11 protein-coding genes are annotated in these 13,229 nt (G+C 33.2%); 4 read left to right on the top strand and 7 right to left on the bottom strand.

The window, feature by feature from the left end; all coding sequences use genetic code 11:
• Positions 1-100: 100 nt before the first annotated feature.
• The gene (locus D1818_RS21985; RefSeq protein ID WP_118461881.1) at positions 101-736 is read right to left on the bottom strand and encodes an LON peptidase substrate-binding domain-containing protein; all 636 of its coding nucleotides are present in this window, start codon (positions 734-736) and stop codon (positions 101-103) included.
• Positions 737-915: 179 nt separating this feature from the next.
• On the opposite strand from D1818_RS21985, the gene lysA reads away from it, so the two are divergent.
• A complete protein-coding gene (gene lysA / locus D1818_RS21980; RefSeq protein WP_118461879.1) occupies positions 916-2,148 on the top strand; it encodes a diaminopimelate decarboxylase in 1,233 nt (410 codons plus the stop codon).
• Between the two features lie 82 nt (positions 2,149-2,230).
• Here lysA and D1818_RS21975 read toward each other — a convergent pair whose 3' ends face one another.
• The 5 genes from D1818_RS21975 to guaA form a co-directional block, all read right to left on the bottom strand.
• Positions 2,231-3,802: an amidohydrolase family protein gene (locus tag D1818_RS21975; protein ID WP_118461877.1), complete on the bottom strand. Its 1,572-nt coding sequence runs from the start codon at positions 3,800-3,802 to the stop codon at positions 2,231-2,233.
• A 120-nt stretch (positions 3,803-3,922) separates the two neighbouring features.
• Entirely contained in the window at positions 3,923-4,147 is a 225-nt protein-coding gene (locus D1818_RS21970; protein WP_118461875.1) for a DUF3820 family protein, read from the bottom strand.
• A gap of 24 nt (positions 4,148-4,171) precedes the next feature.
• Positions 4,172-4,705, bottom strand: a complete 534-nt coding sequence (locus tag D1818_RS21965) for a DUF922 domain-containing protein (protein WP_118461872.1) — start codon at positions 4,703-4,705, stop codon at positions 4,172-4,174.
• A 362-nt stretch (positions 4,706-5,067) separates the two neighbouring features.
• On the bottom strand, positions 5,068-7,236 hold the full coding sequence (locus D1818_RS21960) for a LysM peptidoglycan-binding domain-containing protein (RefSeq protein WP_118461870.1): 2,169 nt from the start codon (positions 7,234-7,236) through the stop codon (positions 5,068-5,070).
• Between the two features lie 59 nt (positions 7,237-7,295).
• Positions 7,296-8,828 (bottom strand): glutamine-hydrolyzing GMP synthase, encoded by a 1,533-nt coding sequence (gene guaA, locus D1818_RS21955; protein ID WP_118461867.1) that lies wholly within the window; start codon positions 8,826-8,828, stop codon positions 7,296-7,298.
• Between the two features lie 134 nt (positions 8,829-8,962).
• Between guaA and D1818_RS21950 the strand changes: the two genes are divergently transcribed.
• Positions 8,963-9,739: an alpha/beta fold hydrolase gene (locus tag D1818_RS21950; protein WP_118461864.1), complete on the top strand. Its 777-nt coding sequence runs from the start codon at positions 8,963-8,965 to the stop codon at positions 9,737-9,739.
• An 85-nt stretch (positions 9,740-9,824) separates the two neighbouring features.
• Complete coding sequence (locus tag D1818_RS21945) at positions 9,825-10,370, top strand: pyridoxamine 5'-phosphate oxidase family protein (RefSeq protein ID WP_118461862.1); 546 nt, start codon at positions 9,825-9,827, stop codon at positions 10,368-10,370.
• On the opposite strand, the gene D1818_RS21940 is transcribed toward D1818_RS21945, so the two are convergent.
• On the bottom strand, positions 10,367-11,377 hold the full coding sequence (locus D1818_RS21940) for a ThuA domain-containing protein (RefSeq protein WP_118461860.1): 1,011 nt from the start codon (positions 11,375-11,377) through the stop codon (positions 10,367-10,369). The two genes, D1818_RS21945 and D1818_RS21940, sit on opposite strands and share 4 nt — an antisense overlap.
• A gap of 495 nt (positions 11,378-11,872) precedes the next feature.
• Here D1818_RS21940 and D1818_RS21935 point away from each other — a divergent pair, with 495 nt between their 5' ends.
• A complete protein-coding gene (locus D1818_RS21935; RefSeq protein WP_118461858.1) occupies positions 11,873-13,210 on the top strand; it encodes a hypothetical protein in 1,338 nt (445 codons plus the stop codon).
• The last annotated feature ends 19 nt before the right edge of the window (positions 13,211-13,229 follow it).

The following is a 13,229-nucleotide window of genomic DNA, read 5'->3' as shown; positions in this document are numbered from 1 at the left end:
CTGTGCCAATCTTTTGTGGTAAAAAAAGTTATATCGAAATAGGAATCTTGTAATATGAAAAGTAACCCTAGAATTTATCCAAAATTGAAAGATAACTTAACTATAATTCGAAATCCTCAAAATCCAATGGGTCAAAATTTTTAAAATGGCCATTTAACTTAATTACTTCCTTAGCACGATTCATTTCTCTAACTACTGGAATTGTGATTTTTAGATGACCTATAAGATAGTTCAGTCGTTCTAGTTCACTTCGTAGCTTTAACAAATGATACTCTTGATGTAATGCTAAACCAACTTTATGTGCCACTTGATAACTCACAAATGGAATATTAAAAATAGGAGGTTTCTCGATAGTTAGTTCTACATACAAAATAGCAATATTTTTTAATAATTCTTCCTGTAGTTCTTCTACACCATTCTCTCTATCTTCTAAAAATTCAACCTCTCCGCCAGCATATAATTTACCTGGTAATTGTTTATGAAAACTCTTAATCTTAAAAACTCTAGTGCCAACGCAAATGACATCACTAGCACCATTAGGATGCCTTTTCTCTATTTTTTGCAGGGTAACCTCGGTACCGTATTCTAGTTTTTTATCAATATACGCTGGCACCCCAAACGAGATCCCCTCGGTTTCGCAATCAGATATCAACTGCTGATATCTCTTTTCGAAAATATGAAGAGGTAATCGTTCACCTGGATACACTACCAATTGTAAAGGAAAGAGTGCTAACATTTTTTATTTTAAAAATAGTAAATAAAACGTCTACCCTATGTATAATATTCGTTCAAAAATTAAAAATTCGTTATTTAAGGCCACTTTTTTTCAAGTTTAGATAATTTTATACTAATTACGCGGCGCTTAGAGGTAATCTATAGTAAAAATAGTAATTTCGTAAGCTTAATTTAATTAAAATGGAAAACGCAAATTTATTAGCAATCGCAAAAGAGTTTGGGAGTCCTGTATATGTATATGACTCCGAAAAAATTGTTTCACAGTATGAACGCCTAACCAGTGCCTTTAAACAGGTGAAACATGTAAAGCTTAACTATGCTGTCAAGGCATTGTCTAATCTTGCGATATTAAAACTAATGAATTCATTAGGTGCCGGATTAGACACTGTATCGATCCAGGAAGTTAAATTAGGATTATTGGCTGGTGTAGCACCCAGTAATATCATTTTTACTCCAAACGGAGTTTCCTTAACAGAAATCGAGAAGGTTTCTGAAATGGGTGTACAAATAAATATTGACAACCTATCCATTCTAGAACAGTTCGGAACAAAACATCCGGAAGTACCTGTTTGTATTAGAATTAACCCACATGTGATGGCTGGAGGAAACAGTAACATCTCTGTAGGGCATATCGATAGTAAGTTTGGCATTTCTATTCACCAGATTCCACATATTCTTAGAATTGTAGAGAATACCGGTATGAATATTAATGGTATCCACATGCATACTGGTAGTGATATTTTGGATATTGATGTATTTTTATATGCTAGTGAAATATTATTTGAAACTGCCAAGAACTTCAAAAATCTAGATTTTATAGATTTCGGAAGTGGCTTTAAAGTTCCTTATAAAAAAGGAGATATTGAAACCAATATTGAAGAGTTTGGTCAAAAACTCACAAAACGTTTTAATGATTTTTGTAAAGAGTACGGAAAAGAATTGACTCTTGGTTTCGAACCGGGTAAATTCTTAGTAAGTGAAGCTGGATATTTTTTAGCAGAAGTAAATGTTGTGAAACAAACAACTTCTACGGTTTTTGCAGGAATTGATAGTGGCTTCAACCATTTGATAAGACCTATGCTTTACAATTCTTATCATGAAATCATCAACATCTCAAACCCTAAAGGTAGAGAACGCTTTTACTCTGTTGTAGGATATATTTGTGAAACTGACACTTTTGCTACTAACAGAAGGATTTCAGAAATTACAGAAGGTGATATTATAGCTTTTAAAAATGCAGGAGCTTACTGTTTTTCTATGGCTAGTAATTACAATTCTCGTTTTCGCCCAGCAGAGGTGCTTTGGCATAATAATGAAGCACATCTAATCCGTAAACGTGAAACTTTTGAAGATTTAACCAAAAATCAAGTAAATATGGAAATCTTCTCTAAAGTTACAGAACCTGCTTCGTAAAACAATGCAATTTTTTATATACAAAATGCATCTGGAATCAACCAGATGCATTTTTCATTTTGATTTAATAGTATGAATAATTCTATTCTTTTATACCCGGTTGAATTATAGAAAAGTTTTCAGTCTTTTTAGCCTCATCTACCATTCTTTTTACATCAACAAGCAGTTCTTTAGCATTATATATTACGCCGTCTTTAATGGTATATTGAACACCTCCTGCCCTAATCACTTTATTTTCTTCTGTTAATCTAATCGCACCAGTACCATATAATACTTTTAGATTTTTAAGAGGATTTTCTTTCACCAATACAAAGTCAGCTAATTTACCTACTTCAACAGATCCTATTTTATCTGAAACTCCTAAAGCTTCGGCACCGTTTAGTGTAGCTGCTCTAATTACTTCCAAAGGATGAAAACCTGCTTCCCTTAGAAGTTCCAATTCTCTGATATACGCAAAACCGTACAATTGAAATATAAATCCAGAATCCGAACCAGTAGTAACTCTTCCTCCGCGATTCTTATATTCATTTATAAATGTCATCCATAAACGATAATTCTCTTTCCAAGCTACCTCTTGTTCGGTTCCCCAATCATGCCAATAAGAACCATGTGAAATCTTACTGGGTTGATAGAATTTCCATAGAGAAGGTAATGTGTAGGTTTCGTGCCACTCTGCTCTTCTAGCTCTTTGCAAATCTCTACTGGCCTCATAAATATTAAAGGTAGGATCTAATGTAAAATCTAATTCAAGAAGTTCATTCATCACCTTATTCCAATGATCAGAATATGGTTTTGCAGCTTGTTTCCATAGTTTCCCAGCTTCCTCAAACCTATCTTGCTCGTTCTGGTAATTATAATCTAAAGGATAATGCTGAATGGTTTTATCTTCAAACAACGCTTCGGGTAATCCATACCAATGCTCCATGGTTGTTAATCCCGCTCTAGCAGAATTAAGGACATTCCAGCGAGCAACATCCGTTTGGGCGTGATGGCAAGCGGAACCTAATCCTAATTTTTTATTCTCATCTAATGCCGCTTTCATAATTTCTGGAGCAGCACCAAAAAACTTTATTCCATCCGCTCCTTTTTTAGCATTTTCTCGAACCCAATTTCTAGCCATTTCTACGGTGCTTATGGGTTCTTTATTTCCTTGGCCAAAACCCGTATATGCATAAATACGTGGCGCTATAATTTCATTTCTTTCGCTAGCTTTTTTGAGTTTCAATGTCCAATCAATTCCTCTTCCGCTTGGTTCCCTAATTGTAGTGATTCCGTGGGCCATCCATAGTTTAAAAACATAATCGGAGTCGGCTCCTTGTGCAACTCCTCCAATATGACCGTGCATATCTATAAAGCCCGGCAAAAGGTACATTCCGTGAGCGTTTACCTCTTTTCCACCAGATTTAAGTTTGGGTCGTTTGGCATCATCTATATCAACCCCAGGATAACCTACCACTACAATATCTTTAATGATATTTCTTTCTACAACAATATCTACAGGACCTCTTGGGGGCGAACCATTACCATTAATCAAGGTAGCACCTCTAATAATAAGCTGAGAGAATGGTCCTTCACTAAATTCTTGTGAGTAAATTTCTGCATTACAAACAAAAGACAGAATAAAAAATCCGATGATTAATTTATATATATTCATATAAAATGATTTATGTGATATCAGATAAACAGTAATTTATTTTTAGAAATAAATTTACCTAATTCTTTATGGAATCAAAGAATTTCTAATTAAAGATTACTTAAACTCAAATAAAACTAATTATAACTTTCTAATATTTCTTATCAGATACTCAAGACCATTTAACTTTAGTTCGTAAACAGTTTGCATTTGCCGACCAAGAGTTCCTTTGGGAAATCCTTTGTTATGATACCAAACAATATAATGCTCTGGTAAGTCGATAAGATATCTGTCTTTGTATTTACCAAAAGGCATTTTGGTATTGGCGAGTTTGACTAAAAAATCCTTTTGGGATTGTTGATCCATAAATCCTGAGAGTATGAAATGAACCTATTTGGTATATGCTCTATAGTACCACATTAAATTCTTCACCTTCTTCTCCCATATTTTCTGACTAGTTTTATTCTTGGAATGTTCCGTTTCTATGTCGTATTGTTCTTGCATATTAATACGCATCCGTTCGACTCTTTTATACATCTTATTTAGATCCTTACGAACATTCTTACCTGGTTTGTACTCTTTCAATTTCTTACGCATTATTCTCGCGTGCAATTCGGAAATATCAAAATGGAGTTGTTCATGTGACAGCAGGTATTTAGTGGACTGACCTTTTTTCACCCATGATAATGAGGGGTAACAAAAGCTGTCCACTTCGTATTTTAATTCAGTTTTCCCGTAATCCTTGCTTATAGACCATTGATAAGTTATACCTGTATTGACACTAGCATCAAAATCACTGTCTGTTTTAGGTTCTCCTCTAAAATCTGACCAATCTAACTTACTCTTTTCTGCATAAGAAAAACGCTCTACATATCCATGATTAGCAAAAACTAAAACTAAGAGAATAGTAAAAAATTTACCCATAATTGCAATAATTATGCCCGGCTAAAAGTTGTTGTTTTCTATTTCAGCATCCAAGTATTTAATACGGGGCTAAGTATTAATAATCTTTACTAAAATAGATTTTATTTATATTCAGATATAAAAATTTATATCTATCCCAATCTAAACAATTTTTCCAAAAATCAATAATTACTTTAGTTTATCAAAATCGTTTTCAAACTCTATATCAATTTCCATACCACGTGTCTAAAATTGACTAAAAATCTAAACCAAAGTTTACCTCTGTTTTATTTTCCTATTAAAAAACAAAACAATTCAGCATCTAAAAATAAAAAAAATGATTTTAAAATCAGCTGTAAAATTGATTATTGATGAAATAAATTTTATTCTATAACGGTGAGCTTCAATTCGTCATCAAATTTAATAATATAGGATGCTTTGTTATAATAGCCTCCCAAGAGCTTTTTTGCATAATTAAATTTATTTTCTACATACTCCGTTGTCCCTTCAAAAGTTGCAGCATGGTACAAATCATCTGCAGAACCTAATCGCATCAAAATATCATACGTAATATCAAAACCTCTTACTGCATATTTACTCGGAATAGTTCCATATTCCTTTTTATATCTTGCCACAAAGGGAGTCATACTATTCTCATCGTAATTATCAAACTCTTTATCTATTGATGGATAATGTAAATGTAAATTAGATAAATGTTCATTTTTTATATTATCGTCATCAAATGCATCATCCTTATCCGTAGTAAACAATGTAATCTTATGACTCTCTGCTTTAGCATTAAGTAATGGAGTTACATTACTAATCATTGCTACATCATCCGACTCCAGAAAAACCCAATTTGGCTTATTCTTATTTAGAACTTTATTCAGATGTAATTCGTATAAATAATTACCTTCTTCTATTCTTGCTATTTTAGCATCTGGAAATTTGGCAATCAACTTATTCTTTATATCATCGTGTTTCTTCTTTCCTTGCTGCACAATTATAATAATATTCTTATCAGTAGAATCCCTTTCTACATAATTAATCAATTTATCCTGAAGCATTATGTCCGTCGGAATTGTCTGAAAAAAATTACTATAGAGTTTAGATTCTTTATTAGATAATGGAGAAAGCACTGGTGTTTCGTACTTTTTTAATTCTGCAGTTGCTGCTTCTACATTTGTCTGATACAAAGGCCCAATCACAACATCCATTTCATCAAAATTATTTTGATCAATTAGCTTCTTTATATACCCCGCGTTATTATTTCTTTGAGTATCAAAAACGGTAAGATCAACACTAAGTCCTTTTGTCTTCGCTGAATCAACAGCCATCTGAATTCCTTTATAAAAATCAAGAGCAACTCTAACTCCTCTGGCTTTTCTACTTTTTAAGAACTCTTCTGTTTCTTTTCTGGCATTAAGATCTAATGTATCCAGTCCAAAAGGTAACATTATTGCTAACTTCTTTGTCTTAAAATTATATAGCATATTCTCAAGGGGCACTACTTTTCTTTCAGGAAAATCAATAGCCAATGAATCAACTTCACCTCTTTTAGGGAGCGTTATTACCATACCTGCCTTAAGACCATCTCTTAAATAAGGATTCATATTAAACAAAGAATCTGATGAAATTTCAGTTCGCTTGAGAATACTGTATATAGTTTCTTTTGGTTGAACTTCATACAATTCGAACTCAGGTGTTATAACTTCTTGTAATGGAACGAAAATAGTAGTCGGAACAATAATTTCCATGCCAATAGGGAAACTAGGATCCAATTCCGGGTTGAGTTGATTTAATTCTCCAACAGTAATACCATGTCTTCTAGAGATACTATATCTTGTATCCTTTGGTTTTACGATATATTTTGTGGTAGTAGAAACTCTGCTACTTAAAGAATCTTTAGGAGTTTCTGTTTCTACAACGGCCTCTTCCGCATATATTGGAATTCGGAGCTTATCGCGTTTACGAATTTGTTCAGAATACAATCTTTTATTATGCTTTTTAATATCATCTACAGTAATATCATACTTCTTTGAAATACTATACAAAGTTTCTTTTCTTCTTACCTTATGCGTTTTAAATCGAACAATTTGTCTTATTTCTTCTAACGGCTTGATACTATCTAGGATTGGATCACTTACATTTTCTATAGGAGTATTCTTATCAGTTTCATCGTTTTTTTCAAGTTTAGCTACTCGTAAAATTTGCCCAAGATTAATACCGTTGACCGCATCTGGATTTAAATTGTAAATCGCCTCTGGAGTTGTGTTATACTTCTTGGATAAACTATATACCGTATCATCTTCTACAACGACATGAATTTGATATTCTTGATCATCAATCACCGGGATAGCCAGAATTTGCCCTTCTTTAATTCCTTCTTTTGCTGTCGGGTTTATTTTATAAATTGCCTCTGGAGTTGTATTATATCGTTTTGCAATTCTATATACATTTTCTCCTTGAGCAACTTTATGACTTTTATACTGCTGAGCAAAACCAATATTGGTTAGAAGAAGTACAAAAAAGAACAACAATACTTTTTTCATTCGATTTAATTTTAATGTATATGATTCTTAAAGAACCGAAGCGTTAATACCTTACTAAATTACTCCCATTCTATGGTCGCAGGTGGTTTTGAGCTGATATCATACACTACTCTATTAACGCCTTTTACCTTATTTATTATTTCATTAGAGGTTTTCTGTAAAAACTCATATGGAAGATTTACCCAATCAGCAGTCATTCCGTCTGTACTTTCTACAGCCCTTAATGCTACACATTTTTCATAGGTTCTTTCGTCTCCCATTACCCCAACACTTTGTACAGGTAACAACATAGCTCCTGCTTGCCAAACTTTATCATATAGACCGTTATTTTTTAGTCCATTGATAAATATAGCATCAACTTCTTGCAAAATACTAACTTTTTCTGGAGTAATATCTCCTAATATACGAATTGCTAGTCCAGGACCAGGAAATGGGTGTCTTCCTAATAACTCCGGATCAAGTCCCATAGACTTTCCTACTCGTCTTACTTCGTCTTTAAATAGCATTTTTAAAGGTTCCACTACTTTCAGTTTCATAAAATCAGGTAATCCCCCTACGTTATGATGCGATTTAATTGTAGCAGATGGACCTCCGCTTACAGAAACTGATTCTATAACATCCGGATAAATAGTTCCTTGCGCCAACCACTTGGCATCTTCTATTTGGTTAGCTTCATCATCAAAAACTTCTATAAATACTCTTCCGATTATCTTTCGTTTTCCTTCTGGGTCACTTTCACCGGCTAAAGCATCCAAAAAACGTGCCGAAGCATCTACACCTTTTACATTAAGTCCCATTCCTTCATATTGATCTAATACAGAAGAGAACTCATTTTTACGAAGTAATCCGTTGTTTACAAAAATACAATGAAGATTACTTCCAATTGCCTTATGCAATAAAACAGCGGCAACAGTAGAATCAACTCCTCCAGAAAGCCCTAAAACAACTTTATCGTTTCCTAACTGCTCTTTTAAACCCTTTACTGTTTCCTCTACAAAAGAATCTGGAGTCCAATCTTGAGCAAGGCCAGCTATGCCTACTAAAAAATTTTCCAAAAGCTGTGTACCATCTTTTGAATGATAAACTTCTGGATGAAATTGAATTGCGTAGGTTTCTTCTCCATCAATTTTAAAGGCTGCATTTTCTACATCTTGGGTACTTGCCAAAAGTTTTGCGTTAGTTGGCAATTCTTTAATGGTATCACTATGACTCATCCATACCTGAGAACCTTCAGTAATGTTTTTAAACAAATCATTATTATTTATATATGACAAGTTTGCTCGACCATACTCTCTTGTATTAGATTCCGCTACTCTTCCACCGCCAAAATGTGCTAGATATTGTGCTCCATAACAAATACCTAATAATGGTTTTTTACCCTGCACCTCTGATAAGTCAGGATGTGCAACATCACTACCTCGTACTGAAAGCGGACTCCCCGACAAAATTACAGCACTGTAATCACTCATGTTTTGTGGAGGTTTATTATACGGATGTATTTCTGAATAAATATTGAGTTCTCTTACTCGGCGTCCTATAAGTTGTGTTACTTGTGACCCGAAGTCTAAAATAAGTACCTTGTTATTTTGCATAGGCAAAAATAAAATTAAATTGAAAACCCTGAAATCCTAACTGATATAATTTTCAATTACAGTCATTATTTTATAAACACCTTGTTAATTGTCCCAAAAAACAACAACTTACTTAGTATATTTATAGAAAAACTATGAAATATTCATTTTTACACCTCTTATGTTTTAGTATTCTCACTATTACTACTTCATGTAAAAGCGGATTGGATACAAGAGGCTCTAAAGATTATATCAGTAGTATTAGTGTAGCATCTTTTAAAGCAATTCCGCTAACTCCTGGAAATATAATTAGTACTATCAAAGTCAATGATAAAGAATCTGAATGGAAATATGATCTTACTGTTCCAAAAATTAAAGAAGGTGAGAAAGTACCACTGTTTATTTTACTACACGGAGGCGTAGGTGGCAAGAATTACATTAAGTTTAGTAATTGCCTAGTTGCTCCTGCTTTACAAGATGCCGGGGGTTTCATTTTTAGTCCATCTGGAGCGTGGAGAACCTGGACATTAGATTATCTAGAGAAAAGAATTTTAGATTTTATTGATCTAGCTAAAGAACACTGGCCCATTGATCCAAATAAAATTATATTAGTAGGATATAGTAACGGTGCTATGGCAGGATGGAAATATGCTAAAGATTATGAAAGCATTTTTTCCGGAATGATACTTATGGGATCTAATTGTAAGGTAAAAGAAAAGTTGAACATCCCCATTTATGCTATCCAAGGAACAGAGGATAAGTTTTTTCCCATAAAAAAGGCAAGAAAACGTATTGCTGAAGCTAAAACGTTAGGATGTAATATCACTTTTGTAGAAGCTGAAGGAAACACCCATTTAAAAGCTTGTGAATATCAAGAAGTATTAAAAACAAGTATTTCCTGGATGGAAAAAGAAGTATGGAAAACTAAGTAAACCTTCTTTGATATTAATATCTGCTTTTTTTAGGTTGCTCTATAAATTGATTAACTTTATAATATCATAATAAATCTAACGACCCATGACCGATATTATATTTTCTTCTATTACAGTAGATCTAAAAACTGCTGTCGAAGCTAAGACACACCCTTTTCGATATTTTACGCTAGCCACTTCCGATTTCAATAGTATACCTAGATTAAGAACTGTTGTTCTTAGGGATGTTGATGATGATTTGAATATGACAGTATACACAGATGAAAGGTCTAAAAAAATTGCAAATATTCAAGCAAATAACCGAGTAAGTCTTTTGTTCTATGATCAAGAACGATTATTACAAATTACAATAAAAGCAAAAGCAGAAATTATTTCAGACGATAAGGCTATACAACAAATTTGGAAACAGATTCCGGAACAGTATAGGAAAGACTATTCTACAGAATTATCTCCAGGTATAGAAATCAAAAGCCCTAATGATATCGATTACTTAGAAGGAAAACATTTTTTCTCTGCGATTAGGATTATTCCTATGAGGATAGAATATTTAAGTTTAAATAGGCCAAATCATATTCGGGTTGTATTTAAAAAAGAAAACAATAATTGGAAAGGAGCCTATATAGTCCCTTAATTCTTTTTCACCAATTTGAAATTACTTTGTTGATTCCCTGATGTTATACTCCCTATGTATAACCCATTCGACAAATTTTCGATATTAATATCAGTAGAAGCAACTGAGGATGGAATTTCATTCTCATATACTAATTGCCCATTAATATCATAAATCCTTAATGATTTTGTTTTTACAACATCAGAAGTGGTAAATCTAAAAACATCGCTTACAGGGTTCGGAGTTATCTGAAAAGGTATTTGTTGATCTGGTCCGCCCACGCTTAATGTATTACCGATCACATATTTTATTCCTTCTTCTATGTGTTTTATAAAATTTGCATTATTTGTATAATCACTAGAATTGTGACCTAAAGCTGTATAAAATGATCGCCCACCTCCATATTTTTTATACCAGGACATCGGTCTTTCTTCATCATAATTATTAGAACCTGTAGATTCTACCATCAATAGATTTATATTACCACTAAATAACTGCCCTCCGTTATTTTTCCAATAATAATACTCTTCAGATTTATTCCAAGTAGTTCCTAGAAAATCAACAGATGGATGTGAATTTACTACTGTCATATCTGCATTAAAATTATTACTGGTATGATTCGGGCCTGATTGTACAATTCCTCCTACAAGTTCATTGTAAAATGACCAGCTTCGATCTCTATATGTATCTGTAGCTGCGTGGATACCTAAAAAACCACCGCCTGCAGTAATAAAATCTTCAAAAGCCTCACGTTGCGAAGCATTTAATAAATTATTCCCGCTAGTATTACACCAAATTACGGCGCTATATTGTGCTAAATTATTTGCATTAAAATCATTAGCATTCTCCGTTTGATCAGTTGTCCAAAGACCATTGGTATTTCCAAGATTGGTTATCATCGTAACACCCGCTCCGATGGAAGGATGCGTAAAACCATTAGTTTTGGTAAAGACTAATACTTTATCTTGTGCAGATAAGCTATAGAGTGATAAGAGAACTAGGGTTATTAAGAGGCTTTTTATTTTCATGACGTTAAGAGTTTGTTACTCAATAACGTTAAATATTACTTTAAAATTATATAACTCAATATTAGATATTTAAAATATTTTTCTTCCATACCTATCCTTATGAAGATGAACAACAAAAACTAATGTTTTCTTCTAGGTATTATAATAAGATTTTTTTTTAGTTTTCTTACAGTATCGATCTACCCATCGCTAGTTAAAGTATCAAACAGTAATTTCAAAGAAAACAAGGTTATGTTTGTGTAAATTTTGACAGGTCACATCTTTTTTACAAAGTTCTCAAAACCACCCTTAAACCTCAACAATAAATTGATTTACAGATTATTGACAAGGTGTCCCGCTTTTGTCCTGCACGAATTTTAGCAATTTATTTACCATTTTATCTACGTTTATAGCTGGCTTACTTAAAAACTATTAATAAACAAAAACGCTCATTTTTCCTTTGTTCAAAAAACCAAATTGAACTATGGGGTAAACCGTTTAAAATTACACACAATCATGAAAAAAATACTCGTATTTAAAAAAGGATCATTTATTTATATTAAGGCTTTTATCATAATGTTAGTCTTCTGGGTCCTGTCACCAAATTTATCAGCACAGCAAACTAGTAATGACACGTATCGCCCTAGAGTAGTTGCTAATAAATTACACTCTAAAAAAGCAAGAGTAATATTTTTTAACGAAGATAAATCTAATGACAGAAATGAAAATTTTTATGTTGCTACTGGTAGACATCCCCAATGGTTCAGTAATATAAAGCTCGAAGTACAACATGAAGGAGGAGTAAGCACTAGAAATGGAATGTTTATGGATACCGGGCATTTATTTCTAGTTGGTGATTGGAACAATAAAGGTTCTGAAGATATCATCTTTGACTTTGGAAGTAACCTTAAAGCTAATGTCAGAGAAAAAATGCGTTTAACTGACAAAGGCCATCTGGGACTAGGTACCGAATCACCAAAAGGTATGTTACATGTTACCGGGGATACCTACTCAAAAGGGACTATTTATCTATTTGCCCACGAAGGAGATGGTAAATCTGGGACAGCTTATTTACAGGCTCGGGATAAATCTGGAAATTCTAATATTGGCCTTCAACTACGAAGTCAAAATGCCGGGAATATTGTCAATGCACTTAAAATAATACCAAACGGGAACATAGGTATTGGAACTGGCAGTCCACAAGCAAAATTAGATGTACGAGGGAATACAACTATTATTGGAAATACTAAAATTGATGGAGACACCAATATCAATGGAGATACCTCGATAAAAGGAGATCTTACATTATCTAATCCCAATAGATCTCAAGGGTTTTTGATCAATAAAGGTCTTGATATAAGATTAACAAATATTCCTAACTCTCATTTTTCTATACAAAATGCATTTGGAGCTGACGCTTTATATATAGACACCAAAGGAAAAATAGCCATTGGCGAACTATCAAATTCTGAGCTCACAGAACAACTACACGTAGGTGGTAGAATAAAAGCTCGTGGTTTTATCGCAGACGCATCCTCGTTTCCAGATTACGTATTTAACAAAAATTATGACCTGACACCAATAGAAGAGGTTAAAACGTACACAGAAATACATCACAGTTTACCGGGTATGCCTACCGAAAAAGAAGTCATAAAAAATGGATTAGATCTAAAAAAAATAACAACCATATCCGTAGAAAAGATTGAAGAGTTATATCTGTACACTTTTAAACAACAGAAATTGATAAAAAGACAACAAGCAAAGATTAATGAGCTAAACGATGCAAGAATCTCTCAACAAAAGCTTATCCAAAATCTGCAAGACCGATTAGAAAAACTAGAGAGACCAAAATAACATAGAAATCACCCTTAAA

Source organism: Aquimarina sp. BL5 (genome assembly GCF_003443675.1).
Classification (GTDB): Bacteria; Bacteroidota; Bacteroidia; order Flavobacteriales; family Flavobacteriaceae; genus Aquimarina.
Note: the sequence above shows the minus strand (reverse complement) of the source record. Positions and strands in the feature narration are given on the sequence as shown.